26 protein-coding genes are annotated in these 26,414 nt (G+C 71.4%); 17 read left to right on the forward strand and 9 right to left on the reverse strand.

All coding sequences use genetic code 11. From position 1 onward, the window contains the following. Nucleotides 1–9 precede the first annotated feature (9 nt). Nucleotides 10–744, reverse strand: coding sequence for a hemerythrin domain-containing protein (locus ACXJKA_RS00650; RefSeq protein WP_456823227.1), 735 nt, complete (start codon nt 742–744; stop codon nt 10–12). A 224-nt stretch (nt 745–968) separates the two neighbouring features. Then, the gene (locus ACXJKA_RS00655; RefSeq protein ID WP_456823228.1) at nt 969–1,487 is read right to left on the reverse strand and encodes an SRPBCC family protein; all 519 of its coding nucleotides are present in this window, start codon (nt 1,485–1,487) and stop codon (nt 969–971) included. Nucleotides 1,488–1,620: 133 nt separating this feature from the next. Between ACXJKA_RS00655 and ACXJKA_RS00660 the strand changes: the two genes are divergently transcribed. The 5 genes from ACXJKA_RS00660 to ACXJKA_RS00680 all read left to right on the forward strand — a co-directional run bounded on the left by ACXJKA_RS00660 (nt 1,621) and on the right by ACXJKA_RS00680 (nt 5,407). After that, nucleotides 1,621–2,349, forward strand: a complete 729-nt coding sequence (locus ACXJKA_RS00660; RefSeq protein WP_456823229.1) for a class I SAM-dependent methyltransferase — start codon at nt 1,621–1,623, stop codon at nt 2,347–2,349. Between the two features lie 47 nt (nt 2,350–2,396). Next, a complete protein-coding gene (locus ACXJKA_RS00665) occupies nt 2,397–2,885 on the forward strand; it encodes a histidine kinase (protein ID WP_456823230.1) in 489 nt (162 codons plus the stop codon). Between the two features lie 79 nt (nt 2,886–2,964). Then, nucleotides 2,965–3,816 carry a DUF4097 family beta strand repeat-containing protein gene (locus tag ACXJKA_RS00670; protein WP_456823371.1) on the forward strand — a complete coding sequence of 284 codons (852 nt, stop codon included), beginning with the start codon at nt 2,965–2,967 and terminating at the stop codon, nt 3,814–3,816. Between the two features lie 32 nt (nt 3,817–3,848). Continuing rightward, the gene (locus ACXJKA_RS00675; protein ID WP_456823231.1) at nt 3,849–4,646 is read left to right on the forward strand and encodes an ABC transporter ATP-binding protein; all 798 of its coding nucleotides are present in this window, start codon (nt 3,849–3,851) and stop codon (nt 4,644–4,646) included. After that, on the forward strand, nt 4,643–5,407 hold the full coding sequence (locus tag ACXJKA_RS00680; protein ID WP_456823232.1) for an ABC transporter permease: 765 nt from the start codon (nt 4,643–4,645) through the stop codon (nt 5,405–5,407). Before ACXJKA_RS00675 ends, ACXJKA_RS00680 begins: the two co-directional genes overlap by 4 nt. Here ACXJKA_RS00680 and ACXJKA_RS00685 read toward each other — a convergent pair. After that, a complete protein-coding gene (locus tag ACXJKA_RS00685) occupies nt 5,400–6,086 on the reverse strand; it encodes a hemerythrin domain-containing protein (protein ID WP_456823233.1) in 687 nt (228 codons plus the stop codon). The two genes, ACXJKA_RS00680 and ACXJKA_RS00685, sit on opposite strands and share 8 nt — an antisense overlap. Nucleotides 6,087–6,171: 85 nt before the next feature. Here ACXJKA_RS00685 and ACXJKA_RS00690 point away from each other — a divergent pair, with 85 nt between their 5' ends. Further along, nucleotides 6,172–6,717 carry a CGNR zinc finger domain-containing protein gene (locus ACXJKA_RS00690; RefSeq protein ID WP_456823234.1) on the forward strand — a complete coding sequence of 182 codons (546 nt, stop codon included), beginning with the start codon at nt 6,172–6,174 and terminating at the stop codon, nt 6,715–6,717. 39 nt (nt 6,718–6,756) lie between these two features. On the opposite strand, the gene ACXJKA_RS00695 is transcribed toward ACXJKA_RS00690, so the two are convergent. The 4 genes from ACXJKA_RS00695 to ACXJKA_RS00710 all read right to left on the reverse strand — a co-directional run bounded on the left by ACXJKA_RS00695 (nt 6,757) and on the right by ACXJKA_RS00710 (nt 8,832). Further along, nucleotides 6,757–7,278, reverse strand: coding sequence for a GNAT family N-acetyltransferase (locus ACXJKA_RS00695; RefSeq protein ID WP_456823235.1), 522 nt, complete (start codon nt 7,276–7,278; stop codon nt 6,757–6,759). Between the two features lie 65 nt (nt 7,279–7,343). After that, a complete protein-coding gene (locus ACXJKA_RS00700; RefSeq protein ID WP_456823236.1) occupies nt 7,344–7,853 on the reverse strand; it encodes a hypothetical protein in 510 nt (169 codons plus the stop codon). 170 nt (nt 7,854–8,023) lie between these two features. Next, on the reverse strand, nt 8,024–8,368 hold the full coding sequence (locus ACXJKA_RS00705) for a DUF952 domain-containing protein (RefSeq protein WP_456823237.1): 345 nt from the start codon (nt 8,366–8,368) through the stop codon (nt 8,024–8,026). Further along, entirely contained in the window at nt 8,368–8,832 is a 465-nt protein-coding gene (locus ACXJKA_RS00710; RefSeq protein ID WP_456823238.1) for a nitroreductase family deazaflavin-dependent oxidoreductase, read from the reverse strand. Before ACXJKA_RS00710 ends, ACXJKA_RS00705 begins: the two co-directional genes overlap by 1 nt. 382 nt (nt 8,833–9,214) lie before the next feature. On the opposite strand from ACXJKA_RS00710, the gene ACXJKA_RS00715 reads away from it, so the two are divergent. The 3 genes from ACXJKA_RS00715 (at nt 9,215) to ACXJKA_RS00725 (ending at nt 13,901) form a co-directional block, all read left to right on the forward strand. Next, a complete protein-coding gene (locus tag ACXJKA_RS00715) occupies nt 9,215–11,002 on the forward strand; it encodes an ABC transporter family substrate-binding protein (protein ID WP_456823239.1) in 1,788 nt (595 codons plus the stop codon). 227 nt (nt 11,003–11,229) lie between these two features. Beyond that, nucleotides 11,230–12,771, forward strand: a complete 1,542-nt coding sequence (locus ACXJKA_RS00720; RefSeq protein ID WP_456823240.1) for an ABC transporter permease — start codon at nt 11,230–11,232, stop codon at nt 12,769–12,771. After that, nucleotides 12,768–13,901, forward strand: a complete 1,134-nt coding sequence (locus ACXJKA_RS00725) for an ABC transporter permease (protein ID WP_456823241.1) — start codon at nt 12,768–12,770, stop codon at nt 13,899–13,901. Before ACXJKA_RS00720 ends, ACXJKA_RS00725 begins: the two co-directional genes overlap by 4 nt. 2 nt (nt 13,902–13,903) lie before the next feature. On the opposite strand, the gene ACXJKA_RS00730 is transcribed toward ACXJKA_RS00725, so the two are convergent. Further along, entirely contained in the window at nt 13,904–14,524 is a 621-nt protein-coding gene (locus ACXJKA_RS00730; RefSeq protein WP_456823242.1) for a PH domain-containing protein, read from the reverse strand. Between the two features lie 26 nt (nt 14,525–14,550). Between ACXJKA_RS00730 and ACXJKA_RS00735 the strand changes: the two genes are divergently transcribed. From ACXJKA_RS00735 to ACXJKA_RS00765, 7 genes are all read left to right on the forward strand, one after another. Continuing rightward, nucleotides 14,551–16,353 (forward strand): ABC transporter ATP-binding protein, encoded by a 1,803-nt coding sequence (locus ACXJKA_RS00735; protein WP_456823243.1) that lies wholly within the window; start codon nt 14,551–14,553, stop codon nt 16,351–16,353. Between the two features lie 150 nt (nt 16,354–16,503). Further along, on the forward strand, nt 16,504–18,291 hold the full coding sequence (locus tag ACXJKA_RS00740; RefSeq protein WP_456823244.1) for an ABC transporter substrate-binding protein: 1,788 nt from the start codon (nt 16,504–16,506) through the stop codon (nt 18,289–18,291). Between the two features lie 152 nt (nt 18,292–18,443). Next, the gene (typA, locus tag ACXJKA_RS00745) at nt 18,444–20,402 is read left to right on the forward strand and encodes a translational GTPase TypA (RefSeq protein WP_456823245.1); all 1,959 of its coding nucleotides are present in this window, start codon (nt 18,444–18,446) and stop codon (nt 20,400–20,402) included. A gap of 7 nt (nt 20,403–20,409) precedes the next feature. Then, nucleotides 20,410–21,369 carry a PIG-L family deacetylase gene (locus ACXJKA_RS00750; RefSeq protein ID WP_456823246.1) on the forward strand — a complete coding sequence of 320 codons (960 nt, stop codon included), beginning with the start codon at nt 20,410–20,412 and terminating at the stop codon, nt 21,367–21,369. 5 nt (nt 21,370–21,374) lie between these two features. Beyond that, entirely contained in the window at nt 21,375–21,800 is a 426-nt protein-coding gene (locus ACXJKA_RS00755; RefSeq protein ID WP_456823247.1) for a hypothetical protein, read from the forward strand. Continuing rightward, nucleotides 21,797–22,297, forward strand: a complete 501-nt coding sequence (locus ACXJKA_RS00760) for a flavin reductase family protein (protein ID WP_456823248.1) — start codon at nt 21,797–21,799, stop codon at nt 22,295–22,297. The genes ACXJKA_RS00755 and ACXJKA_RS00760 overlap by 4 nt, the downstream gene beginning before the upstream one ends. Nucleotides 22,298–22,442: 145 nt before the next feature. Continuing rightward, nucleotides 22,443–25,721, forward strand: a complete 3,279-nt coding sequence (locus ACXJKA_RS00765; RefSeq protein WP_456823249.1) for a VanW family protein — start codon at nt 22,443–22,445, stop codon at nt 25,719–25,721. On the opposite strand, the gene ACXJKA_RS00770 is transcribed toward ACXJKA_RS00765, so the two are convergent. Next, nucleotides 25,722–25,994: a hypothetical protein gene (locus tag ACXJKA_RS00770; protein ID WP_456823250.1), complete on the reverse strand. Its 273-nt coding sequence runs from the start codon at nt 25,992–25,994 to the stop codon at nt 25,722–25,724. A gap of 84 nt (nt 25,995–26,078) precedes the next feature. On the opposite strand from ACXJKA_RS00770, the gene fdxA reads away from it, so the two are divergent. Further along, on the forward strand, nt 26,079–26,405 hold the full coding sequence (gene fdxA / locus ACXJKA_RS00775) for a ferredoxin (RefSeq protein WP_426594590.1): 327 nt from the start codon (nt 26,079–26,081) through the stop codon (nt 26,403–26,405). Nucleotides 26,406–26,414: the final 9 nt, after the last annotated feature.

A 26,414-nucleotide genomic window follows, 5' to 3' on the forward strand; every position in this document is an offset into this window, starting at 1 on the left:
GTCGGCGCGTCACACCATCGAGGGCACGGGCCGGTCGGGGTAGAGCTCCTTCATCGCGTTGTCGTACCTCCGCTTCATGAGGAGGAGATACAGGAGCCGGATCGCGGCGGGCACGTTGGCGCGGACCCAGTCCTCCCGCTCGGCCTCGGGAACGCTCGCGATGAGCAGGCCGACCTGCAGCGACAGGACGTCCTTCCCGAGCTCCTTGCGGTGCGCCATGAGGGTGGCGCGGGTGTGCTCCTCCATGAAGTCCCACTCCTGCTGGGACATCACCTCCCCTGCGACGGGGAGGATGTCGTCCTCCTCCTGCCCGAGGTGCGCCGACAGGAGGTCGCGGAGACCCTCGATGTCGGTGGCAAAGGCATCACGAAGCCGAGGATCGGCACTGACCACCCAGGGCTCCAGCTGCGGCTCGATCCGCGCGAGCCGCACCGCGACCTCGGCGTGCTGCGCCCGCATCTGACCGACGTGCAGGGTGCAGGCGGGTTCGCGCGCGACCAGCCTGTCCCACAGCACCATGTCCTCGGTCTCGTGGTGCATGTGCAGGGCGAAGAAGTCGAGGTGGGCATAGCGGCCGACGACCGCCGAGCGTGCGGTGTCGCCCGGCTCGACCTCGCGCACCAGCTCAGGGAGCTCCCGATACAGCCAGCGGAAGATCCGATGGACGAGGATCATCCCCGACGTGTCGCAACCGGGGTGCTGCCCCGCGGGCAGCGGCCCGGGGGGAGGCAGTGTCTTGGCCATCCCGTCCTCCACCCGAACATCGACATCGACATCGCGGTGCGAGGCCGACGTTACTCCGACCCGCCGCGCGCAACATCACCCGCGCCGTCGGCGTCCGGGACCCTGTCAAGCGCGTCTGGGAGTCCGGCGGGATCGACATCGCCTGGTCGGGTCAGGCCCGGCCGGCGATCACTCCGGCGGCTGGTCGCCTCGACCTCGTGGCGACGGATGGCGAGCTGGTGGGTTCAACCCGTGACGCGGCCGAACAGTCCGCGGTAGTGATCCGCCTGCGCGGGGTAGTAGGCGCCGAAGTCGAGAGCCGCGACGTCGGCGCCGGTCTCCGCGGCCACGAGCCGGTCGAGGTAGTACTCCCAGCCCGGTCCGACACCGGCCGCCATCTCCGCGTCCGGCACGGACTGGCTGAAGCTGAGGGTCGTGGTGCCGGCGTCCTCGGTGAGCTCGAGGAGGAAGTGCCACACGGTCTGCTCGCCCTCGACGTTGGAGGTGAGGGCGATCCTGTGGGGCGGGTCGCAGGTCTCGATGGTGAACGTCTCGGGCAAGATGTCGTCGCCCTGCGCATTCATCCGGAACAGGACCGAACCGGAGGCGGGGTCGCCGCTCCAGGTGCCGACCCATCGTTCGAGCCGGTCCGATTCGGTGACCGCCGCCCACACGGACTCGATCGGAGCGCGGAAGGTGCGGTCGACGACCACGCTGTCGTGACCGTTGCGAGTCTCGCGGCGGCCCGTGGCGCTGGGGCTCATGTTGTCTCCTCCAGTGGGTCGGTGCCGGTGAGGCGGGCCAGTGGTCAAGGTCTACCGCGGGTAGAACCACATCGCGACGGCGACGAGCAATTCCGGTGGCCCACGGCCCCGCCGTCCTCCTAGCGTCCCGGTCATGGCCGACGACGGATTCGAGGTTCCCCGCCTCGCGCAGCTCTACGACCCGCTCGACACCGACCGCAGCGACCTCGACGCGTACGTGGCCATCGCCGACGAGCTCGGCGCCCGCAGCGTGCTCGACGTCGGGTGCGGGACCGGCGTGCTCGCGCTGCAGCTCGCGGCGCGCGGTCTGGAGGTGGTCGGGCTCGACCCGGCGCGAGCGTCGCTCGACGTGGCGCGGGCCAAACCGGGCGCCGACGAGGTCCGGTGGCTGCAGGGCGACGCCACCGCCCTGCCGCCGCTGCAGGTCGACCTCGCGACGATGACCGGCAACGTCGCGCAGGTGTTCGTGACCGACGAGGAGTGGGCGGCGACCCTCGCCGGGGTCCGTGCCGCGCTGACGCCTGGCGGGCACCTCGTGTTCGAGACCCGCATCCCGGAGCGGCAGGCATGGCGGGAGTGGACGCGCGCGGCGACCTTCGAGGCGAACGATGTCGAGGGGGTCGGGCGGGTCGAGACGTGGGTCGACGTCACGGAGGTCGTCGGCGACACGGTGACGTTCCGCGCCTACTACGCGTTCGAGTCGGACGGAGCCGTGCTGACCTCGGACTCGACCCTGCGGTTCCGCGACCGGAGGACGGTCGAGCGGTCGCTCGAGGCGGCCGGCTTCAAGGTGCTCGACGTCCGGGAGGCGCCCGACCGGCCCGGGCGGGAGATGGTGTTCGTGGCGCGGTGTCACGGCTGACACCACAATCGCTTGACGTGACACCATGGTGGTGTCAAGATGGTGCCATGGAACTTGGACAGTACGTCACCGACCTTCAGCGCCAGCTGGTGGAGGCCGCAGAGAACGGCAACGAGGGCACTCGCGCGGTCGCCGAGCGGCTCGTCGCCGGCCTCGACTCCGCGGCCCGGCTCGTGCTGCTCGACGCCCTCTCCGCCGCGGTCGGGGAGATCACCCGCGACCTCGCACCCGGTTCGGTCGACCTCCGGCTGCGCGGGCGGGAGATCGAGTTCGTCGTCGCCCAGCCGAACCCGGAGCACGACACCGACGACGCGCCCGCAACCGCCGTCGACCTCGACGACGTGAGCACGTCGCGCACGACGCTCCGCCTGCCCGACGCCCTCAAGGTGCGGGTCGACGAGGCGGCGGCCGCCGACGGTCTGTCCGTCAACGCATGGCTGGTCCGCGCGATCGCGGCAGCGCTGCAACCCAGACAACGACGGTCCGCGGCCAAGACGATGCGGACCGGCGACAGCTTCGCCGGCTGGGCGCGCTAGCCCCAGCCCCACCTACCTCCACCAGCCACGCGGACCCGCGGGGCCGGACGAACACACCCAGAAGCAGGGAGTCGTGAGCATGCCCACCTACAGCACCCCCACTCCGATCGACCTCGCCATCCACCTCCAGGTCGGCGCGATCGACGTCGTCGCCGGCGACCGCACCGACACCGTCGTGACCGTGACGCCCACCAACCCGGCCAAGGCCGTCGACCGCCGCGGCGCGGAGGACACCAAGGTCGACTTCGACGGCCAGCGGCTCACGATCACGGGCCCGAAGCCCCGCCTCAGCTGGATCGGCCCGGGACCGTTCGACACTGTCGACGTCGTGGTCGAGCTGCCCGCGGGGTCGCGGCTCACGGCCGAGATCTCGGTCGGGAACGTGCGCACCGTCGGGCGCCTCGGCGCCACGCGCATCAAGGCGTCGTCCGGTGGCGCGGACGTCGACACCACCGGCGACCTGTGGCTGCGCGCCGGGCACGGCAACGCGACCGTGCGCACCGTCCAGGGCGGGGCCGAGATCACCGCCGACCACGGACAGATCCGGCTCGGCACGGTGACCGGCGACGCGATCCTCAAGGCGTCGCACGGCACCGTCACCGTCGGGCAGTCCGGCGGTGACCTCGACGCGAAGCTCTCCTACGGAGACCTCGAGATCACCCAGGCGCTCGCCTCCGTCACCGCGAAGACGGCGTACGGGGCGATCGACCTGCGCGAGGTCTCGAGCGGGTCCATCCAGGTCGAGAGCGGCTACGGCCAGGTCACCATCGGCGTGCGGCCCGGAATCGCGGCCTGGCTCGACCTGTCGTCGAAGATCGGCCACGTCCGCAACCAGCTCGCGGGCGACGTCGCTCCGGACGAGTCCGAGCGCACGGTCGCCGTGCGTGCGCGCACCGCGTCCGGCGACATCACCGTCCAGCACGCCCGATGAGTCCAGCACACGAGCAGAGGGGAACGAGAGACATGACGGGCATCGAGGATCGCGGACCGGCGATCCGTCTGCGGAACATCGAGAAGTCCTACAACGAGCTGCACGTCCTGCGCGGCGTGGACTTCGACGTGGCACCGGGCAGCATCTTCGCCCTGCTCGGCTCGAACGGAGCCGGCAAGACCACGATCATCAGGATCCTGTCCACGCTGCTGAAGCCGGACGCCGGCACGGCCACCGTCAACGGGTTCGACGTCACAGGCGAACCGCTGCAGGTCCGGGAGTCCATCAGCCTGACCGGGCAGTTCGCCGCGGTCGACGAGATCCTCTCCGGCCGGGAGAACCTGGTGCTCGTCGCCAAGCTGCGGCACCTCAAGGGCACCGGCCAGATCGCGGACGACCTCCTCGCGCGCTTCAACCTCACCGAGGCCGGTGCGCGCAAGGTGGCGACGTACTCCGGAGGGATGCGCCGCCGCCTCGACATCGCGATGAGCCTGATCGGCCGGCCGAAGGTGCTCTTCCTCGACGAGCCCACCACGGGACTCGACCCGGAGGCGCGCCTCGAGGTGTGGCAGGTCATCAAGGAGCTCGCCACACAGGGGACGACCGTCCTGCTCACCACGCAGTACCTCGACGAGGCGGAGCAGCTGGCGGACCGGATCGCGATCCTGCACCAGGGCCGGATCATCGCGAACGGCACCCTCGCCGAGCTCAAGAAGCTCCTGCCGCCGGCGACGGTCGAGTACGTCGAGAAGCAGCCGACCCTCGAGGAGATCTTCCTCGTCCTCGTCGGGAAAGACGCCACCACCGAGCTCAGTGAGGACCTGTCATGAGCACCACGCACTTCTTCAGCGACACGGTCGACCTGACCGGCCGCTCCATGCGCCACATCACCCGCAGCGTGGACACGATCATCACGACCGCGGTCACGCCGATCGCCATCATGGTGCTGTTCGTCTACGTCTTCGGCGGGGCGATCGACACGGGCAGCGAGAACTACGTCGACTACCTGCTGCCGGGCATCCTGCTCATCGCGATCGCGTCGGGCATCGCCTACACCGCGGTCCGGCTGTTCACGGACCTGCAGAGCGGCATCTTCGAGCGGTTCCACTCCATGCCGATCTCCCGACCGTCGGTGCTGTGGGCCCACGTGCTGACCTCGCTGGCGTCCAACGCCATCACGGTCGTGATCATCGTGCTCGTCGGCCTCCTCATGGGGTTCCGCACCTCGGCCGACGTGCTGGCCTGGCTCGCGGTGGCGGGGATCCTGGCGCTGTTCACGCTGGCGCTCACGTGGGTCGCGGTCATCGCCGGCCTGTCGGCGAAGTCGGTCGACGGCGCCGCGGGGTTCTCCTACCCGCTGATCTTCCTGCCGTTCATCAGCTCGGCCTTCGTGCCGACCGAGACGATGCCCGCTCCCGTGCGGGCCTTCGCGGAGAACCAGCCGGTGACGTCGATCGTCGACACGATCCAGAACCTGTTCTCCGGGCAGCCGGTCGGCAGCGACATCTGGGTCGCCCTCGCCTGGTGCGTGGGCATCCTCGTCGTCGCCTACGTCTTCGCGATGCGCGTCTACCGGCGCAAGATCAGCTGAGGGCCGGGGACCCGGGTCCGTAGACGCGCGCCCGGTGCGCGGCGAACTGTCGCTTGCCGACGAGCCGCCACAGCATCCGGGCAGGAGCGGGCAGGTTGGCACGCAGCCAACCTGCCCGTTCGTCTGCGGGGACGACGTCGAGGACCCAGCCGAGCTGCAGGAACAGCCGGTCCTTCGGGATCGACGCCATGCCGTGCTCGTGCAGCAGGCTCCACTCGCGCTGGGACATGACGGTCGACGCCGTCGGCAGGATCTGCGTCTCCTCCGCTCCGAGGTGTGCCAGCAGCGTGTCCCGGACCTCGTCGAGGTGCGCGGCCACCGCGTCGCGCTCGTCGGCGCCGGCGTCCACCTCCCACTCGGTCATCAGCTCGTCCAGCCGCTCGAGCTGGTTCGCGGTGGCGGCGTGCTGGGCGCGCATGAGCCCGACGTGCAGGGCGCAGGCGGGGGCGCGCTGCTCGAGCGTGTCCCACAGCAGCAGGTCCTCGCCCTCGTGGTGGTGGTGCAGTGCGCCCGCGACCTCCCGCACGTGGCCGGCGACGGGAGCCAGGCGGGCGAGGTCGCCGTCCTCGACCCCGCGCACGAGCCCGGGTGCGTCGGTGAACGCGCGCCGGAACAGCGCGTGGATGGTCAGCATGTCGGAGGTGTCGCAGCCGAGCTTCTCGGTCGTCGCGGCGGTCATCGGGGTCTCCTTGCGTGTGCATCACCAGTAAAACAGTTACAGTGGTGACGACTATTCTGGCGACCCGCACCCGACGTCAAGAGCGATGGAGGACACCGTCAGCGAGATCACCCGCCCCGACCCGCTCCTCGAGTGGGTCTCGCTGGGCGCCGAGCCCGGCGTCGCCCCCGGGCCGCTGGAGCGCGTCCGTGCCCTGCTGAACACCGACGACCRCTTCCACGGGGTCGACCGTCTCGAGGCCCACGGCCCCCGACCGCTCCGGGCGTTCCGCGATGCCCTGCGCGCCTACCTCGTGACGGGCGACCCGGTCGGGCTCGAGGCGATCGCGGCCACCCACCCCCTGGTCGTGACCTTTGACGGCGGCGCGGCGGCCCTCGCACCGGCAGGGGACGACGCGCTCGTCGCCGACCTGCTCGCCGAGGTCCATCGGGCGCACGCGGCGGGGGAGTGGCCGCGGCTCAAGGCGTGCGCGAACCCCGACTGCCAGTGGATCTACTACGACGGTTCGCGCAACCGGTCCGGCCGCTGGTGCTCGATGAACGAGTGCGGCGACGTCATGAAGGCCCGGGCGTACCGTCAGCGCTCGCGGAAGGCCCCGGCGCAGGCTGCCGGACTCGAGTCCTCTCGGTAGGGCTCGCCTCCGGGTGCGGCACTCAGGGCCATGCGGACATCAGGCCGGCGCAGTCGGGACGTCGTAGCGGCGCTTGCGCGATCCGTCGACGTCGACCGTGTCGCGCAGCACGCCGCCGCACCGCTCGATCACCGTGGCCGACCCGACGTTGTCGTCGTCGCAGGTGACGAGCGCGCACGCGACGCCCTGGTCGCCCGCGACCCGCAGCCCCGCCCGCAGGATCTCGGTGGCGTAGCCGCGGCGGCGGGCAGCGGGCCGGACGGCGTAGCCGATGTGACCGCCGACCTCGGCGAGGTACGCGTTGAGCCGGTGCCGGACGGAGAGGCGTCCGACGATCCGGTCGCCGACGACCGCGACGAGGAACGTTGCCGGCACCCGCCCCGGCGGCAGGTCGCGCCCGGTGCGTTCGCGCTCGAGGGACTCGAGCAGGGCCGGCCAGCTCGGGGCCTCGTCGAGCCCCAGGACGAACTCGAACCCCGAGTCGGCGAGCTCGCGGTGCGCGGCCCGCGCGTCCTGCTCGTCGGAGACGGAGAGTGCGCGCAGCAGCAGGGTCTCGGTCATGGCCGGATCCTGCCAAACCGACCGCCGGCGGGTCACGACCTTTCGTCGCGACCCGCCGGGAGGTGTCAGCTGACCGGGAAGCCGCCCGCGGCGCACTCCGTGCTGATCGTCGCGTCCTGCGCCGGCAGGTCGAGCGTGGCGGCGTTGGTGCCCCCGGACTCGGCGGCCGCCAGGGCGCCCTGGATGCGGTCCTGGATTGCCGTGTACGCCTCGGCCAGGGGCGCGGGCGCGACCTTGACGGCCAGGACGAGGGACGAGTCGATCGCGCCCAGCTCCGTGGTCGTGTCCTCGTCGAGCGGCGTGCCCGCGTCCTGCGCGTCCATGGCCGGCGCGACGGCCGCGATCCGCACCTTGAGCGAGCTCTCGCCGCCGTTGTAGTAGCGGCCGCAGGCGAGCGCGATGTTCGCCTCGGCCGGCGCCGCGGTGCTGCCGGCGTCGGCGGTCGGCTTCGCGGTGGAGGACGCGGTGGACGACGACGAGGCGGTCGAGTCGCCGCTCGTGTCGTTGCCGCTGGAGCAGGCGGCGAGGGTGGTGGTCAGGGCAGCAGCGACGAGGAACAGGGCGGCACGCTTCACGATGGAACTCCTTGCGATGTTTCGACGAACGGGGCCGTGTGCGGCCCACCCCCTGGTTACCAGCCGGTAACAATGAGCCGCACGGGCGTCCGGGTGACGGACCGGCGGAGCGGCGATGCCTCGAGCATCCGCTCGACGGGGACCTGGTGGCAACGGTTATCCGCGGCCCGTCACCAGGAGAGGTCGGCGCCGGCCATGCGCGCGGGTCGCACGTCCGACACCCAGGCGGGGTCGATCGGGCCGTAGATGTGCGGGTACAGCTCGCCCTTCCCGCCGTCCTCGAAGGCGACGCGCGTGCCGGCGGCCGCGATGGTGTCCGTCTCCATGACGAGCACGCACAGCTGCTCCGTCGCTCCGGTGTAGAGGAACGCCGCCACACCCGGCAGCTGCTCGCGCGTCGAGGCGTGCACGAACCCGACCTGCTCGAGCGTCCGGCCGCGCGTGGACCAGCGGTAGCTCCCGGTGCGGACCGCATCGTCCCAGTGGGCGCGCTCGGTCAGGTGGAGGATCTCCATCAGGCCGGAGCCAGGCGGAACACCCGGAGCTCGCGGCCCGCGCGCGCGGCGTAGTCGTCGTACCCCGGCCAGACCCCGAGCAGGGCGGGCAGCAGCCGGGCGCGCTCGTCGTCGTCGGCCAGCGACGCGACGACCTCGGTGGTGACGCCGCCGACGTTGACCGACGCGCGAGGCTCGGCCAGGAGGTTGCCCGACCACGCGGGGTGGTGCTCCTGGCCCCAGTTCGAGCCGATGAGCACCCAGCCGTCGCCGTCGACCGCGTAGAGCAGGACGGCCTCGCGCGGCTGGCCCGACTTGCGACCCGTGGTCGTGAGGATCAGCTGGGGGAGCCGCGCCCGGCCGAGGGTGCTCCAGCGGCCGTCGGTGGCCTTCTGCAGCCGCCGGTCGATCCCGGTGGTGGCCCGACCGAGCCGTGCGAACCATCGGGTGCGCCCCAGGCGGCGCACGGTGGTGGTGAGATCCATCGGACGAGTGTCCCCGACGCTCGGGCTGTGACCGGCGTCTCGCGGCGGGCGACTCCATAGCAGACGCTCGGGACTGCCATAGCAGATCAACGCGCCGGATGGGGCTGCTTTTGAGTCAAGACACCCCCGCGGCCTCGGGAACGGACACATTACGGTGATGTTTCCGCTGGTCGCCATCTCGCATGCTGGACGGTACTCGCCAGTATCAATCAGGTAACGATCCGGCGTCAGGCCCATACGTGCCCGATATGTCCGAGCAACCGTGGCCTACCTTGTCTGCAACTCACGGCGGACGTGCTCACACTGCACCCGCCTCTGTCCCTGCAGCACGCTGGGGGGACGAGGCGCGCGGATCAGCGTCCACCCCTTCCCAGGAGGAACATTGAAGATCAGGCGAATCAGCGCCGCGGCCGCGGCTCTCGCAGCCGGCGCCCTGGTGCTCACCGCGTGCTCCAACAACGCCCCGACGGACACTGCGTCCTCGTCGGAGTCGGCTGCCGCGGCCACGGGTGGCAACGTCGTCGTCGCGGAGACGAACGAGTTCTTCTCGTTCAACTCGTCGACTGCCAACGGCAACACGGACATCAACTCGAAGATCGCGCTCGCGACGAACTCGAACTTCTACTACATCGACGGCGACCTGAAGGTCAAGCGCGACGAGTCGTTCGGCACGATCGAGAAGGTCAGCGACGACCCGCTGACGGTCAAGTACACGGTCAACGAGGGCCAGAAGTGGTCCGACGGCGAGCCGATCGACGCGAACGACCTGGTCCTCGCGTGGGCCGTGTACTCCGGCTTCTACGACGACGGTGGCGCCCCCGACGACGAGGGCAACCCGACGACGGGAACCAACTACTTCAGCTACGCCGGCTCGACCGACGGCCTGGCCCTCACCGAGTTCCCCGAGATCGGTGACGACAACCGCAGCATCACGCTGACGTACTCCAAGCCGTTCGCCGACTGGGAGACCTCGTTCGGTCTGGACCGCCCGGCCCACGTCGTCGCGAAGGGTGCCGGCCTCGCGGACGCCGACGCGCTGACCGCCGTGATGAAGGACAAGCCGCGCGGCAACCCCGACGCCCCGGCCGCGACCGACCCGCAGCTCAAGGCCGCCGCCGACTTCTACAACACGGGCTTCGACTCCCGGACGCTGCCCAGCGACCCGGAGCTGTACCTGTCCAGCGGCCCGTACATCGTCACGGACGTCGTCGAGGGTCAGTCGGTCACGATGAAGGCCAACGACAAGTACACCGGTGGCCTGAAGCCGAAGCTCGACGAGATCACCATGCGCACCATCGCGGACCCGTCCGCCATGGTCCAGGCGCTGCAGAACGGTGAGGTCGACATCATCTCGCCGCAGGCCAACGCCGACACGCTCGCCTCGCTCGAGGGTCTCGACGGTGTCCAGGTCCACAAGGGCAACCAGCTCGCGTACGACCACATCGACCTGAACTTCTCCGGCGTCTTCGCCGACCAGAAGGTCCGTGAGGCGTTCCTCAAGACGATCCCGCGCCAGGCGATCCTCGACGCGATCATCACGCCGCTGGACCCCGAGGCCAAGGTTCTCGACTCGCAGCTGTTCGTGCCCGCGCAGGACGGCTACGCCGACTCGGTCAAGAGCAACGGCTCTGACAAGTTCGCCGACGTGGACATCGAGGGTGCCAAGGCGCTCCTCGGCGGCCAGACGCCGACCGTCCGCATCCTCTACAACGTCAACAACCCGAACCGTGTTGACGCGTTCACGCTGATCCAGCAGTCGGCCTCGCAGGCCGGCTTCATCATCGACGACCAGGGCGACGCCAAGTGGGGCTCGCGCCTCGGCGACGGCTCGTACGACGCGTCCATCTTCGGCTGGATCAACTCGGGCGTCGGCGTCTCCGGCGTGCCGCAGATCTTCGGGTCGGGTGCCGACTCGAACTTCAACGGCTTCACCGACCCGGCCGCCGACGAGCTCATGCAGGAGCTCATCGTCACGACCGACAAGGCCAAGCAGACCGACCTGCAGGTGCAGATCGACGAGAAGATCTTCGCTGCCGACTACGGCCTGCCGTTCTTCCAGAGCGTGGGCGTGGACGCGGTCGCCGACCGGGTTCAGGGCATCGACGCGTACAACCCCAACCAGAACGGTGTCTGGTGGAACGTCTGGAACTGGAGCGTCAACGACGGCTGATCCTGGCCGAACTAGCGCACCACCCGACGACTGTGTGACAGTCGCCTGAACGACCGAAGGTGCCGGGTCGCCCGCTTCGCGGGGGCCCGGCACCTTCGGGTCCGCCCATGGCACGACGCAGCAGGGACGACGAGGTCCGTGCAGTGCTGGGGCGGCGTCTGAATTACGCTTGACCATTCCCGGCACGCGGTTCGGCGTGCCGCCCCGACACCGACACCTGAGAAACGATGACCACCTACATCCTTCGACGGTTGCTCGCGTCCCTGCTGATCCTGCTGGGCGCGTCGTTCATCGTCTATCTGCTCATCGCCTACTCGGGCGACCCGCTGGCTGAGATCCGGTCCAGCAACTCGCCGAGCAAGGGCGCCCAGATGCAGCAGCGCACGGAGCTGCTCCACCTCGACGTGCCGCCGGCGCTCCGCTACTTCATCTGGCTCAGCGGCGCGATCAAGTGCGTGATCCCGTTCGGCGGGCAGTGCGACCTCGGGGTCACGCTGCAGAACCAGCCGGTGACGGCGGCGCTGTCGACCGCGATCCCCTCGACGCTCCAGCTGGTCACCACAGCCGCGCTCCTCGCGATCCTCTTCGGCGTGACCATCGGTGTCATCACTGCGCTGCGGCAGTACAGCACCCTCGACTACTCGGTCACGTTCATCACGTTCCTCTTCTTCTCGCTGCCGGTCTTCTGGGTCGCGGTGCTGCTCAAGGAGTTCGGGGCCATCGGCTTCAACGACTTCCTGCGGGACCCGTACATCGCGAACGGCACCGTGATCGTGATCTCGCTGATCGTCGGTCTGATCTGGACCGTGATCATCGCGGGCAACCTGAGGCGACGCCTGATCACCTTCGGCGCCGCCACGCTCGTCACCGCCGCGGTCCTCTACTACCTGTCGGTCACCCGCTGGTTCACCACGCCGTCGCTCGGCCTCGTGGTCATCACGGTCACAGGCATCGCGGCCTCTTACGGGTTCACCGTGCTGTTCGCCGGGCTGCAGAACCGCAAGGCGCTCTACTCCTGCTTCATCACGGTCGGCATCGGCCTCGTCGCGTACTTCGCGCTCCAGCCGCTGCTCGACAACGCGAACCTGTGGATGATCATCGGCCTCGGTCTGCTGGCCATCGGGGTGGGTCTGCTCGTCGGGTACCTCATGGGCGGCTACGACCGTGGCCAGTCGATGAAGGCGGCCTCGCTCACCAGCTTCGCGGTCGCGTTCCTCATCCTGCTCGACCGCTACATGCAGTCGTGGCCCGCGTACATGGCCAACCCGCGCATCCGCAACCGCCCCATCGCGACGATCGGGGCCGAGACGCCGAACCTCAACGGCGACTTCTGGATCACCGGGATCGACAAGTACACGCACCTGATCCTGCCGACGATCGCGCTGATCCTCATCTCGCTGGCGTCGTACACGCGCTACTCGCGTGCGTCGATGCTCGAGGTCATGGGCCAGGACTACGTCCGCACCGCACGCGCGAAGGGGCTCTCCGAGCGCGTCGTCGTCACGCGGCACGCGTTCCGCAACGCGATGATCCCGCTCGCGACCATCGTCGCCATCGACATCGGCGGCCTCATTGGCGGCGCCGTCATCACCGAGAACGTCTTCTCGATCAAGGGGATGGGTCAGATGTTCCTGACCGGCCTGCACAACGTCGACCCCAATCCGGTCATGGGCGTGTTCCTCGTGACCGGCATCACCGCGGTGGTGTTCAACCTGCTGGCCGACCTCACGTACTCGGCCCTCGACCCGCGAGTGAGGGTGAAGGCATGACCGCCATCCTGGAGAACACGGCGGACGTCCCGCCGAACCCGACGACCCCGGAGAACCCGGAGGACGTCCGCGGCCTGAGCCAGGGCCGCATCGTCACCAAGCGGTTCTTCGGGCACACCGGTGCCGTCGTCAGCATCGTGGTGCTCGCCTTCGTGCTCATCCTGGCCGTCTCGGCGATCGGGCTCGGACCGATCCCGGGCTGGTGGATGTGGAGCTACGCGGACACCCCGCCGCTCCAGAACGGCGGGCACCCGACGCTCCAGCTGCTGCCGTTCTCGCTCGGTGACCACCCGTTCGGCCAGGACCGCGTCGGTCGTGACCTGTTCGCGATGACCATGCGCGGGACCCAGATCTCGATGTTCATCATGCTGATGGTCGGCTTCATCGCCGCCCTCGTCGGCGTGCTCATCGGCTCGAGCGCGGGCTTCTTCCGCGGCAAGACCGAGGCCGTGCTCATGCGGTTCACCGACATGATCATCATCATCCCGGCGCTCATTGCGGCCGCCGTGGTGGCCAACTCGGCGAAGAGCGTCGTGGCCCTGGCGGCGTTCCTCGGCCTCGTGTCGTGGACCGGCATGGCGCGCCTGGTCCGTGGCGACTTCCTGACCCTGCGCGAGCGCGAGTTCGTCGACGCCGCCCGCCTGGCCGGGGCGTCGAACCAGCGGATCATCTTCAAGCACATCCTGCCGAACGCGGTCGGCGTCATCACGGTGAACACCACGCTGCTGATGTCGGCGGCGATCCTCACGGAGACCGCGCTGAGCTACGTCGGCCTCGGCGTGAAGTCGCCGGACGTCTCGCTGGGCTCGCTCATCAGCGCGAACCAGGCCGCGTTCGCCACCCGGCCGTGGCTGTTCTGGTGGCCCGGCGTCTTCATCGTCGTCATCTGCCTCACGATCAACTTCATCGGCGACGGTCTGCGCGACGCGTTCGACCCGCGCCAGAAGAAGCTCGCGCTGCGCCGCGTCAAGGAGACGCGCGACCGCACGACGATGTACAGGCCTGGGCCCGCCCCGGACCACATCGCCAGCGCCGGCTCGGACTCCATCGCGTCCGGCGGGCTGTACGAGTCGTTCGACCAGCCTCGCGACATGGGCGACGAGAACGACGACGGGCGGGGCCGGCGGTGACGTCAGGTCAGAGCCACGACCGCGACGCCGACAACCGCGAGACCGAGCAGCGCGATCGCCGCTCCGTTCCAGTGCTGGTCCACGGGCGTGTCGTCCGCGACGCCGATGGGCAGCAGCTCGTTCTCCACGAGCTCCTCCCAGCGGCGGCGGACGATCGAGGCGACGTGGCCGGACGGCGCGCTGGGCAGGTCGCCGATGGAGACCGCTCCGCGGGAGTCGCGGGCCATGCGGGACATCCCGGAGAGCTCCTCGTTGCCGGCGGTCACCACCTGGTGGCGGCCCGGCCCGGGTGCCGCCCAGGCGCGATAGCGGCCGGTCGGGGTCACCAGGGTCAGCGAGTACTGCGTCTCGACGTGGATGAGCGCGGCCCACGGCACCCGGACGGTGCGCAGCGGGTTCACCAGCGTGACGCCCTCGTGCGCGACGTCGACCCGCGGGCGCCAGAAGACCAGCCACGCCAGCAGACCCAGGCCGAACGCCAGCGGCAGCGCCCGCAGCACGGCCGTCGCCCCGTCCTCGAAGCCCCGCGCTGCCGTCAGTCCCGCGATCACCGCCCAGGCGGCGATCGTCGACACATATCTGCTGCGCGGCCTGTACGACAGGTCGCCACCTTCGGCACGCATGCCCGCATGATCTCAGGAGTCACACGATGACCGATACGACCTCCCAGGACGCACCCGTCCTCCAGGTCACCGACCTGTCCGTCGACTTCGCCGTGGACCGCAAGTGGATCCCGGCCGCCATCGACGTGAGCTACGAGGTCCACGCCGGCGAGGTCCTCGCCATCGTGGGCGAGTCGGGCTCGGGCAAGTCCGTGAGCTCCATGGCACTCCTCGGCCTGCTGCCCAAGAACGCGCGCATCACGGGCAGCATCAAGCTGATGGGCCAGGAGATGAGCGACATGTCGTCGGCGAAGGTCCGGGAGATCCGCGGCAACGACATCGCGATGATCTTCCAGGAGCCGATGACGGCGCTGAACCCGGTCTACACGATCGGTGCGCAGATCATCGAGGCCCTGCGGCTGCACAACATGATGTCGCCGTCGGACGCCCGCGACCGGGCGCTCGAGCTGCTCACGATGGTCGAGCTGCCCGACCCGCTCAAGGCCTTCAACTCCTACCCCCACCAGCTCTCGGGCGGCCAGCGGCAGCGCGCGATGATCGCGCAGTCGCTGTCCAACGACCCCGTGCTGCTCATCGCCGACGAGCCCACCACGGCGCTCGACGTCACGGTGCAGGCCGAGATCCTCGACCTCATGCGCAACCTGCGCGACCACCTGCACTCGGCGGTCATCCTCATCACGCACGACATGGGCGTGGTGGCGGACCTCTCGGACCGCATCGCGGTCATGCGGCGCGGGCTCATCGTCGAGACGGGCACCGCCCGGGAGATCTTCAGCAACCCGCAGCACCCGTACACGCAGGAGCTGCTGGCGGCGGTCCCGCACCTCGGCGCGGCCGACTCGTCGGGCGAGGAGATCGACCTCACGGCGGCTCTCGCCGCGGCCACCGGCAACGAGGACGTCCTCACTGTCGACGCCGCCGAGCTGGCGCGGCGCGAGGCGGCCAACAAGAAGGCGCTCGAGGTGTCGGAACGCGCACGACGAGCGGCCGAGGTCGAGGGCACCGCCCCGATCCTCGAGCTGGTCGACGTCGCGATCGAGTACCCGAAGCAGGGTCGCATCCCCGCCTTCCGCGCCGTCGAGGGCGCCAACCTGCTCATCCGTCCCGGCGAGGTCGTCGGGCTGGTCGGCGAGTCGGGCTCGGGCAAGACGACCATCGGGCGCGCGGCCGTCGGCCTGCTGCCGGTGGTCGAGGGCACCCTGACCGTGGCCGGCGTCGAGCTCACCGTCCGGGACGCGAAGAAGCTGCGCTCGCTGCGCCGCAAGGTCGGCATGGTGTTCCAGGACCCGTCGTCGTCGCTGAACCCGCGGCTCCCCGTCGGCGAGAGCATCGGCGAGCCGATGTACCTGGCGGGCGTGGCCAAGGGCGATGCGCTGCAGAAGCGGATCGAGGAGCTGCTCGACCAGGTGCAGCTGCCCCGCAGCTACCGCAACCGGTACCCGCACGAGCTGTCGGGCGGGCAGAAGCAGCGCGTCGGCATCGCCCGCGCGATCTCGCTGTCGCCCGAGCTGCTCGTCGCCGACGAGCCGACGTCCGCGCTCGACGTGTCCGTCCAGGCGACCGTGCTGGAGCTGCTGCAGGACCTGCAGGCGCGCCTGAAGTTCGCGTGCCTCTTCGTCACCCACGACCTCGCGGTCGTCGACGTGCTGGCCGACCGCATCGCGGTCATGCGGCGCGGGGTCATCGTCGAGCAGGGCACGCGCGACGCGATCCTGCGCAACCCGCAGCAGGCGTACACGCAGCGGCTCATCGCCGCGGTGCCCCTGCCCGACCCGGACAAGCAGCGCGAGCGGCGCGAGCTGCGGGCGCTCCTGCTCGAGAAGTCCTAGCCGTCCCGCGGCCACCGCGTGGCGTCCCGTCCTGTGGACGAGTTGTCCGACAGGGTTCAGGTGCGGGTGTGATCGACCGATATCGCCCGCATGGGCGGATGGTCCGATCGGGTGCGAGCGGGGGTCGTGGTGCAGCGTAGGTGGCTGGTCGTGGCGGGAGCTGTCGGGGCGCTCTCGCTCCTGGCGGCGTGCACCACGGAGACGCCCGAGCCGAGCCGGACCAGCACGGTGGTCGTCGCCGTCGGGTCCCCGTTCACGTCGCTGAACGGCGGGACGACCGAGGGGCGCGCGCCCGGGAGCACCCTGGTGCGCTCGCTCGCGCAGGCCGGGTTCGTGTCGCTCGACGAGGACGGCGCCGCCGTGCCCGACGACGGCTTCGGCACCGTCGCGAAGGTGAGCGACGCGCCGCTGACCGTGACGTACACGATCGACCGGTCGGCAGCGTGGTCGGACGGCGTGCCGGTCACCACGGACGACCTGCTCCTCGAGTGGGCGGCGCGCAGTGGCCAGCTGGACGACGTCACCCCGGAGCTCGACCCGCAGGGCGGCATCACCAACAACGACGCCCTCGACGCGGGGGTCGCGTTCGCGGCGGCGTCGCCGGCCCTCGTGCACGCGGAGCAGCTGCCGACGACGGACGGACGCACGTTCACGTTGACGTACGCCGTGCCCGTCGCGGACTGGCCGACGGCGCTCGACGTCGGGGTGCCGGCGCACGTGCTGGGGCAGACCGCGCTCGGCGTCGAGGACCCAGAGGCCGCGGCCGCGGCGGTGACGAAGGCCATCGTCGAGCAGGACAAGGCCGCGCTGAGCTCGATCTCCGCCGCGTGGCGGACCGGGTTCGACGCCGACACGCTCGCGCAGCACGTCGACCAGGCCGTCTCGACCGGTCCGTACGTGATCGACCTGATCGTGCCCGGCGAACGCGTCGAGCTGGCGCGGAACGACAAGTACAAGGGCGCCGGCAAGGCGGCGTACGACCGGGTCGTCGTCCGCAGCGACCTGGACCCGCTGGCGGAGGTCGCGGCGCTCGACGCCGGCACGGTCGACGTGGTCACACCGACGGACACGAAGGACGTGCTCGACGCGCTGGGGAAGGTCGACGGGGCGGACGTGACCACGGGCGGGGACAGCACGCTGCAGCTGCAGCTCCAGGCGGCGGGCGGCGGGGCGTTCGACCCGGCGTCGTACGGCGGCGACACGGCGGTCGCCTCGGCGGTGCGCCGCGCGTTCCTGCTGACGGTGCCGCGGGACGCGATCGTCTCCGACGTGGTCCGGCCGCTGTGGCCCGAGGCGACCGTCGCCGGGGCGCTGCTGCCGACCGTCGGCCCGGAGGCCGGCGGCGACGTGGCGCCCAGCGGGCCGGCCGACATCGCGGGTGCGCGCCGTCTGCTGGCGGACGCCGGCGTCACCGAGCCCGTGGCCGTGCGCGTCCTGGTCAACGCGACGGACCCGCTGCGGTCGGCGATGCTCACGCTGCTCACGGCGACGGCTGCCGACGTCGGGTTCCAGGTCGAGCCGTACGACGTGGTGGACGGCCTCGGGCCCGACCTGGTGGGGGCACCGGACTCCTGGGACGCGGCGCTGGTGCCCGTGTCGCAGGCGGACCTGCCCGTCGACTCCGTGGTGTCCCGGTGGGGAACGGGTGGCGCGACGAACGTGACGGGCTGGACGGACGCCGCCACGGACGCGCTGCTCGGCCCCCTCGCCACGAGCGTCGACCCGACGTCCGTCGACGCGCAGCTGGCACCGGTCGCGCAGAGCCTCGAGGACGGCGGCGCCGTGCTCTCGCTCGTGCGGCAGCCGGTGGTCGTGGCTACCCGGGCGTCCGCGGCGGAGACGTCGGGCAGCACCGCGGAGCCGCTCGAGGTGGACCCGCTCCAGCTCGGGCGCGCGGACCTGACGTCGTGGTGGTCCTGGGCCCGCGTCAGCGGCTGAGGGACAGCTCGCGCCAGCCGCTGAGGGATTGCGCGCGCGTCGCCGACGTGCGTCTGGTCACCATCTGACCCCGCGGGACAGGTGTGCGGGTAGAATCGATCGGCGCGGCCGACGACCCGGCGCGCTCCCCACCTTCTGAGATGAGTTCCCCCATGTCTGAGCCCACGTCTGCGCCGGCTGCGCTCGCCGCATCTCCCGGCACCAGCGTGCGCAACGACCTGCGCAACGTCGCCATCGTCGCTCACGTCGACCACGGCAAGACGACGCTGGTCGACGCCATGCTGTGGCAGTCCGGCTCGTTCGGTTCCCACGCCCACGTGGACGAGCGCGCGATGGACTCCGGCGACCTGGAGCGCGAGAAGGGCATCACGATCCTCGCCAAGAACACGGCGATCCGGTACACGGGTCCCGCGGCGGCGGAGATCGGCGAGCCCGGCGGCATCACCATCAACGTCATCGACACCCCGGGCCACGCCGACTTCGGTGGCGAGGTCGAGCGCGGCCTGTCGATGGTCGACGGCGTCGTCCTGCTGGTCGACGCGAGCGAGGGCCCGCTCCCGCAGACGCGCTTCGTGCTGCGCAAGGCGCTCGTCGCCAAGCTCCCGGTGATCCTGGTCGTCAACAAGACCGACCGCCCCGACGCGCGGATCACCGACGTCGTGCACGAGGCCACCGACCTGCTGCTGGGCCTGGCGTCCGACCTGCACGAGGACGTGCCGGACCTGGACCTCGACGCGATCCTCGACGTGCCCGTCGTGTTCGCCGCCGCAAAGGCCGGCCGCGCGTCGCTGAACCAGCCTGCCGACGGTGGCCTGCCGGACTCGGAGAACCTCGAGCCGCTGTTCAAGACCATCCTCGAGCGGATCCCCGCGCCCACCTACACCGAGGGCGCGCCGCTGCAGGCGCACGTCACCAACCTCGACGCGTCCCCGTTCCTCGGCCGTCTGGCCCTCCTCCGCGTCTTCAACGGCACGATCCGCAAGGGTCAGACCGTCGCGTGGGCCAAGGCCGACGGCACGCTGGCGAACGTGAAGATCACCGAGCTGCTGGAGACGAAGGCGCTCGAGCGCGTCAGCACGGACTCCGCGGGCCCCGGCGACATCGTCGCCGTCGCCGGCATCGAGAACATCACCATCGGCGAGACCCTGACGGACCCCGACGACCCGCGTCCGCTGCCGCTCATCACGGTCGACGACCCGGCGATCTCGATGACCATCGGCATCAACACGTCCCCGCTGGCCGGCCGCGGCGGCAAGGGCCACAAGGTCACGGCCCGCCAGGTCAAGGACCGTCTCGACAAGGAGCTCGTCGGCAACGTCTCGCTCCGCGTCCTGCCCACCGAGCGCCCCGACGCGTGGGAGGTCCAGGGCCGTGGCGAGCTCGCGCTGGCCATCCTGGTCGAGCAGATGCGCCGCGAGGGCTTCGAGCTGACCGTCGGCAAGCCGCAGGTCGTCACGAAGAAGGTCGACGGCAAGACGTACGAGCCCGTCGAGCGGATGACCATCGACGTCCCCGAGGAGTACCTCGGCGCCGTGACGCAGCTGCTCGCGCAGCGCAAGGGCCGCATGGAGACCATGTCGAACCACGGCACCGGCTGGGTCCGCATGGAGTTCCTGGTCCCCGCGCGTGGCCTCATCGGCTTCCGCACGCGGTTCCTCACGGACACCCGCGGCACGGGCATCGCGTCCTCGATCTCCGAGGGCTACGAGCCGTGGGCCGGCCCGATCGAGACGCGCATCAACGGCTCGCTCGTCGCCGACCGCTCGGGTCCGGTCACGCCGTTCGCCATGATCAACCTGCAGGAGCGCGGCTCGTTCTTCGTCCAGCCCACGCAGGAGGTCTACGAGGGCCAGATCGTCGGTGAGAACTCGCGCAACGAGGACATGGACGTGAACATCACCAAGGAGAAGAAGCTCACCAACATGCGCTCGGCCACCGCCGACAACTTTGAGAACCTCATCCCGCCGCGCAACCTCACGCTGGAGGAGTCCCTGGAGTTCGCCCGCGAGGACGAGTGCGTCGAGGTGACGCCGACCGTGGTGCGCATCCGCAAGGTGGTGCTCGACCAGACCGAGCGCGCGCGCATCACGGCACGCTCCAAGCGCGCCTGATCTCTGCGTGACTCGTTCCTCCGGCGGCCTCGTCGCGGTGCACGCGCACCCCGACGACGAGACGCTCGCGACCGGCGCGCTGCTCGCCACCTGGGCAGCCGTCGGTCGGCCCGTCACCGTGGTGACCTGCACGCGCGGTGAGCGCGGCGAGGTCATCGGCGAGCGCCTGGCCCACCTCGAGGGGGACGGGCCGGCGCTCGCCGAGCACCGCGACCACGAGCTGGGCAAGGCGCTGGCGGCGCTGGGCGTGCGAGACCGCGGGTATCTCGACACCATCCCCGGGTCCGTCGACCAGCGGTTCGAGGACTCGGGCATGGAGTGGGTGGGAACCGGCCGTGCCGGGCTTCCCGACGAGATCCCCGCGGGGGCGTTCGTCGGCGTCGGGCTCGAGGAGGCCGCCGAGCGCCTCGCGCGCGTCATCCGCGCGCGCCGCCCCGACGTCGTCGTGACGTACGAGCCGGGCGGGGGCTACGGGCACCCCGACCACGTCCGCACGCACGAGGTCACGCAGTGGGCGGTCGAGTTCGCCGGCTCGCGTCCCGACGACACGTCGCCCGCCTTCGCGGTCCCGGTCGTGCTCTGGGCCGTGCAGGGGCGCCTCGCGCTGCAGCGTGGCCTGCGCGCTCTTCGCGGCGACGCCGTGCTCGCGGCGCTCGGCTCGCTGTACGACGAGCTCGAGGTGCCCGACGCTGCCGCCGAGCTGCCGTCCGTCGCCGTCCCCGACGACGAGGTCGAGCTCGAGGTCGACGTCCTGCCCGTCCGGGACCGCGTCCTGACCGCGCTGCGCGCCCACGTCACCCAGGTCCAGGCGATCCGGGCGATCGACGACGACGCCGGGCTGGTCGCCTGCTACGCGCTGAGCAACCGCGTCCTCGCGCCGCTGCTGCCCGTCGAGGGGTACCGGCGAGGGACGGGCGGGTCCGGCGAGGACGTTGTCTGGCCGGTCGGCGTCCGCCCGGTAGCCTGACGCGCGTGCAACGCCTCACCGCCGGTGCGATCGGCACGGCCGTCGCGACCCTCGTCCTCGGGGTGGTCGTGGGCGCCCTGGGCACGGTGATGCACCGCAGCATCGAGCCCTGGGGCGTCGTCGTCTGCCTCGTGCTCGCGTTCGCCGCCGCGATCACGGCGCGCGCCTGGGGTGGTTTCGTGGCGCTCGCCGGCTACGCGATCGGGCTGGTCGTGTCCGTGCAGGTCCTCACGCAGGAGGGGCCCGGCGGCGACGTGCTGGTGCCGGACGGGCAGGCGATCGGCTGGTGGTGGGTGCTCGGGTCCATCGTCGTCACGATCCTCGCGGGCGCCCTGCCCGGCGCCTTGTTCGACGACCGCCCGCGCGCCCGCAAGCCGCKACCGGAGGCGGCGCCGGTGCTCGAGGGCGACGGGTCGGGCGCGACCCCGTGACCGACGCGTCCGAGGTGTCCCCGGACGCCTTCCGCTCGGCCGTCGGCCGGCTCCCCGCGGGCGTCGCCGTCATCACGCTCCGCTGGCGCGGCACCCTGCACGCCATGACGGCCAGCGCGATCACGTCCGTCTCGCTCGAGCCGCCGATGCTGCTGTTCTGCGTGCACACCGATGCCCGGTTCCGCGACGCGCTGGACGACGTCGACACCTGGTCGGTGAGCGTGCTCGCCGACGACCAGGGTCACACCGCCGACTGGTTGGCGTCCCCGGGGCGCCCGGCGATCGACCAGCTCGCGCGCGTCCCGCACCGTCCGGCACCCGTGTCCGACGCCGTCTGGGTCGACGGTGCCGCGGCGTGGTTCGACTGCCGGACGGCCTCCGTCCACCGCGTGGGGGACCACGACATCGTCGTCGGCTCCGTCCTCGCGGCGGAGCAGGGCGCCGCCGGCGCCGGCGGTCTGGTGCACCTGCGCGGACGGCTGCGCCCGGTCCGCTGATCCGTCTGGCGCCGTGCCTGAGCGCGAGGGCAGCCAGGCGGGTGAGAACCGCGTCCCGCTCGCCGCGTCTCCGTCCGGATCGGTTAGCCCGGGCACGTAGACTCGCGCGGACGCGTGTGCGCGCGTGGAGCAGCGGGGGAGCAGGATGAGCAACGGCACCGACGGCGACGAGCCCGGACAGCGCGGCGGCGACGGGCGGCAGAGCCCGCCCGAGCCGGGCAGTGGTCAGTCGTCGGACCCGGTCTGGCCCGTGTGGGGCGGCGCCGGGACTCCCGCAGGTCCTGACGCCACGGACGTCTCCGTGCCCGACAGCGCTGACGAGTCGACCAGCACATCGGTCGACGACGACACGGCGACCGATGCCCTGGAGTCCGGATCGTCGGCCGCGCCCGGCGCCGAGACACACGCCGAGCCGGAGGTCGACGCCGAGCCGGAGGCCGACGCCGAGCCGGAGGCCGACGCCGAGCCGGAGGCCGACGCCGAGCCGGAGGCCGACGCCGAGCCGGAGGCCGACGCCGAGCCGGAGGTCGACGCCGAGCCGGAGGCTGACTCCGAGCCGGAGGCCGACGCCGAGCCGGAGGCCGACGCCGAGCCGGAGGCGGGCCTCGATCCCCCGGTGGACGCCCTCGACGGCGAACCCGTCGACGCCGTCGCGCCCCCGGCCGACGCCGACGACCCCGTCGCCGAGTCCGGCGCCGACACCGCGAGCGCGGAGGACGAGCCGGCCGAGGCGGCGGACGAGACCGACGCGGCAGACGACCCCGTCGCGTCGCGCGAGGAGATCACCGAGTCCGCAGCCGCCGAGGGTGACGGCCCGACGACAGTCGACTCCGCCGGCGACACGGACTCGGAGCCCGCGAGCCAGGTCGACGCGGCACCCGAACCCGAGGTCGTCGCCGGTGCGTCGGAGACTGAGAAGTCCGCCGACGACGCCGCCCCGAAGGTCGCGGCCGCCGCTGTCGTCGCAGCCGCCGCTGCATCCCCGGGCGCGCCCGGGGCGAACGTCGGCGCCGACCACGCTGACGCCGACGAGACCGACGCGGAGAGCTCCTCGGCGGCCGATCCCGCCGCGACGGAGTCGACCGAGGTCGAACCCGCTGGCGCCGAGTCCGCCGAGGCCGAGCCCGACGAGCCTGAGTCCGCCGAGGCCGAGGCCGAGGCCGAGTCCGTCGGCGCCGCGCCCGGTGCCGCCCTGGAGCCGAACAACGCGCCGGAGGCGGAGGCCGCCGCCGAGACTGGTTCCAAGCCGACGTCAGCCGCGCCGACGGACGGTCGCGACGCTGCCACGGCGGTGATCGCACCGGTCGCCGCGGCCACCGCGGCATCCGCCACCGGGGCGTCCACCGCCGCGACGCCTGCCGCCGGGGCGCCCGGTGCCCCGGCGCCGGTCGGGACGCTCGCCGCCCCGGTCACCCGCACGATCCCGTCATCGGCGACCGCGTCGACCGCGACGGTGCCGACCACGCYGGCCGCGGCAACGCCCGCCGAGGCAACGTCGGCCGCTGTGACGACGCCGGTCGCGGCCGCTTCGGCGGCATCCGCCGCGGCACAGCCGGCCGCACCGCCCGCCGCACCGACTCGCGTCTCGGCCGGTCCGGTCGCCGCTGCGGCTGCGGCGGGGGCCGCCGCCTCGGCGACACCGACGAAGTCGCCCATCGCATCGGGACCGGTGCCGCCGTCGGCGCGCAAGGAGTCGCCACTGGACGTCTTCGAGGCGGAGGACGGCAAGCGGCGCTGGCCCAAGCGCCTCCTCATCGCGCTGGGCGTCGTGGTCGTGCTCGCCGCGGCCTACGTCGGGGTGTCGTACGGGCTGGCCGACCGCGTGCCGCGCGGCGCGACGGTGGCGGGCGTCGACATCGGCGGCCTGACGTCGGACGAGGCGGTCGCGCGGCTGGACGAGGAGCTCGCGGACGCGACCACTCAGCCCATCGAGGTCGTGGCCAACGACGTGCAGGCGACGATCGATCCGGTCGCGGCCGGGCTGACGTTCGACGCGCAGGCGACGGTCGACCAGCTCACCGGCGTGGAGCTCGTCGAGCCGATGCGGCTGTGGAAGCACCTCGTGGGTGTCGGAGAGCAGGAGCCGGTGACCTCCGTCGACGACGAGGCGCTGGCCGCCGCGCTGAGCGACCTCGGCACCTCCCTCGCGCTGGCGCCGGTGGACGGCACGATCGTGTTCGTCGACGCCTCGGCGCAGTCGACGGACGCGGTGGACGGCTGGGACCTGGACCAGGACGGCGCCGCCGACGTGCTCAGCGAGGACTGGCTCGTCGCCGCACGCCCGATCGAGCTGCCGACCGTGACGGTCGCGCCGGACATCACGCAGGACGAGACCGACGCCGCGCTGGTCGAGGCGCAGAAGGTGACGTCGGCGCCGGTCTCCGTGGTGGTGGCGGACCAGATCGCGCTGCTCGACACGGCGACGCTCGCCGCGAACGCCTCGTACGTGCCGACCGACAGCAACCTGGTGCTCCAGATGAACGGGCAGGGTCTGTCGGACGCCGTGCTGGCGCAGCTGCCGGACCTGCTGACCGCCTCCGCGGACGCGCACTTCGAGTTCGTCAACGACGCCCCGGTGATCGTCCCGGGAACGCCGGGCACGTCGCTCGACCCCGCCGCGCTGGCTACCTCGGTCGCCACGGCGGCCACCTCGGGCGACCGGACGGCGCACGTCGAGCTCGTCGAGGCGGACCCGGCGCAGTCGACCGCGGAGCTCGAGGCGCTGGGCGTCAAGGAGATCGTCTCGGAGTTCTCCACGCCGCTGACCAGCGAGCCGCGACGCACGGTGAACATCACGAACGGGGCGAGCAAGATCAGCGGCACGCTGATCCGGCCCGACGAGACGTTCAGCCTGACCGACGCCCTCGGGCCCATCGACGCGGCGCACGGCTTCGTCGAGGCCGGCGCGATCGTCTCCGGCGAGCACACGGACGCCTGGGGCGGCGGGCTGAGCCAGATCTCGACCACGACGTACAACGCCGGGTTCCTGGCGGGCTTCGAGGACATCGAGCACCGCCCGCACAGCGAGTGGTTCGCGCGGTACCCGGAGGGGCGCGAGGCGACGATCTTCACCGGCACGCTCGACATGCGGTGGAAGAACAACACGCCGTACGGCGCGCTCGTGCAGGCGTGGGTCTCCGAGGGCCGGGTGTACGTCCGGGTCTGGGGCACCAAGTACTGGACCGTCGAGTCGATCACGAGCCCTCGGTCGGGGGTCGTCGCGCCGACGACGGTGTACTCGCAGTCGCCGACGTGCGAGGCCTCGGCGGCCGGCAACCCCGGCTTCTCGGTGACCGTGACGCGCAAGACGTCGCTGAACGGCGAGCTGAAGAAGACCGAGTCGAACTCGTGGCGCTACAAGCCGCAGAACAAGATCATCTGCGGACCGGCGCCCACGGCCACGCCGCCCCCGGCGACGCCGTAGCTACGCGTCCGTCGGCCGGTGACGCCGGTCGGCGGGCGCGGCGGGGACCACCTTGCTGAGCACGATGTCGGAAGCGGGCACGCGCACGTCACCCCGTCGGGTGCGCACGAGCACGCCGTCGTCGTCGACCTCGATCACCTCGCCCAGCACGTCGGTGTGCCGGGCGACGTGCAGGTCGGGATGGTCGGGGTGCGGCTCGGGCAGGTCGTCGCGCAGGCGTCGCACCACGACGCGGTCGCCCGGCGACCAGCCCCGCCACCCGTCCGCGGTCATCGGTGTCCCCGTCGTGGACAGCGCGTCGCGGGCCTGAGCATGTAAGCGATACTAGGAGCACCCCTGGCCTGTGGAGGACCGACCGTGACGTATGTGATCGCCGAGCCTTGCGTGGACGTCAAGGACAAGGCGTGCATCGAGGAATGTCCCGTGGACTGCATCTACGAGGGCAAGCGATCGCTGTACATCCACCCGGACGAGTGCGTCGACTGCGGCGCCTGCGAGCCGGTCTGCCCGGTCGAGGCCATCTACTACGAGGACGACGTCCCCGAGCAGTGGACCGAGTACTACAAGGCGAACGTCGAGTTCTTCGACGACCTCGGCTCGCCTGGTGGTGCCGCGAAGATGGGTGAGATCGACAAGGACCACCCGATCATCGCGACGCTGCCGCTGCGCGTGCACGGCGAGTGACGCCCGCCC

Source organism: Cellulomonas sp. P5_E12 (genome assembly GCF_054049315.1).

Excerpts from the sequence above, each read along its gene's own strand:
- ACXJKA_RS00650 (WP_456823227.1), bottom strand. The coding sequence starts at position 744 with ATGGCCAAGACACTGCCTCCCCCCGGGCCGCTGCCCGCGGGGCAGCAC.
- ACXJKA_RS00655 (WP_456823228.1), bottom strand. The coding sequence starts at position 1,487 with ATGAGCCCCAGCGCCACGGGCCGCCGCGAGACTCGCAACGGTCACGAC.
- ACXJKA_RS00660 (WP_456823229.1), top strand. The coding sequence starts at position 1,621 with ATGGCCGACGACGGATTCGAGGTTCCCCGCCTCGCGCAGCTCTACGAC.
- ACXJKA_RS00665 (WP_456823230.1), top strand. The coding sequence starts at position 2,397 with ATGGAACTTGGACAGTACGTCACCGACCTTCAGCGCCAGCTGGTGGAG.
- ACXJKA_RS00670 (WP_456823371.1), top strand. The coding sequence starts at position 2,965 with ATGCCCACCTACAGCACCCCCACTCCGATCGACCTCGCCATCCACCTC.
- ACXJKA_RS00675 (WP_456823231.1), top strand. The coding sequence starts at position 3,849 with ATGACGGGCATCGAGGATCGCGGACCGGCGATCCGTCTGCGGAACATC.
- ACXJKA_RS00680 (WP_456823232.1), top strand. The coding sequence starts at position 4,643 with ATGAGCACCACGCACTTCTTCAGCGACACGGTCGACCTGACCGGCCGC.
- ACXJKA_RS00685 (WP_456823233.1), bottom strand. The coding sequence starts at position 6,086 with ATGACCGCCGCGACGACCGAGAAGCTCGGCTGCGACACCTCCGACATG.
- ACXJKA_RS00695 (WP_456823235.1), bottom strand. The coding sequence starts at position 7,278 with ATGACCGAGACCCTGCTGCTGCGCGCACTCTCCGTCTCCGACGAGCAG.
- ACXJKA_RS00705 (WP_456823237.1), bottom strand. The coding sequence starts at position 8,368 with ATGGAGATCCTCCACCTGACCGAGCGCGCCCACTGGGACGATGCGGTC.
- ACXJKA_RS00710 (WP_456823238.1), bottom strand. The coding sequence starts at position 8,832 with ATGGATCTCACCACCACCGTGCGCCGCCTGGGGCGCACCCGATGGTTC.
- ACXJKA_RS00720 (WP_456823240.1), top strand. The coding sequence starts at position 11,230 with ATGACCACCTACATCCTTCGACGGTTGCTCGCGTCCCTGCTGATCCTG.
- ACXJKA_RS00725 (WP_456823241.1), top strand. The coding sequence starts at position 12,768 with ATGACCGCCATCCTGGAGAACACGGCGGACGTCCCGCCGAACCCGACG.
- ACXJKA_RS00730 (WP_456823242.1), bottom strand. The coding sequence starts at position 14,524 with ATGCGTGCCGAAGGTGGCGACCTGTCGTACAGGCCGCGCAGCAGATAT.
- ACXJKA_RS00735 (WP_456823243.1), top strand. The coding sequence starts at position 14,551 with ATGACCGATACGACCTCCCAGGACGCACCCGTCCTCCAGGTCACCGAC.
- typA (WP_456823245.1), top strand. The coding sequence starts at position 18,444 with ATGTCTGAGCCCACGTCTGCGCCGGCTGCGCTCGCCGCATCTCCCGGC.
- ACXJKA_RS00770 (WP_456823250.1), bottom strand. The coding sequence starts at position 25,994 with ATGACCGCGGACGGGTGGCGGGGCTGGTCGCCGGGCGACCGCGTCGTG.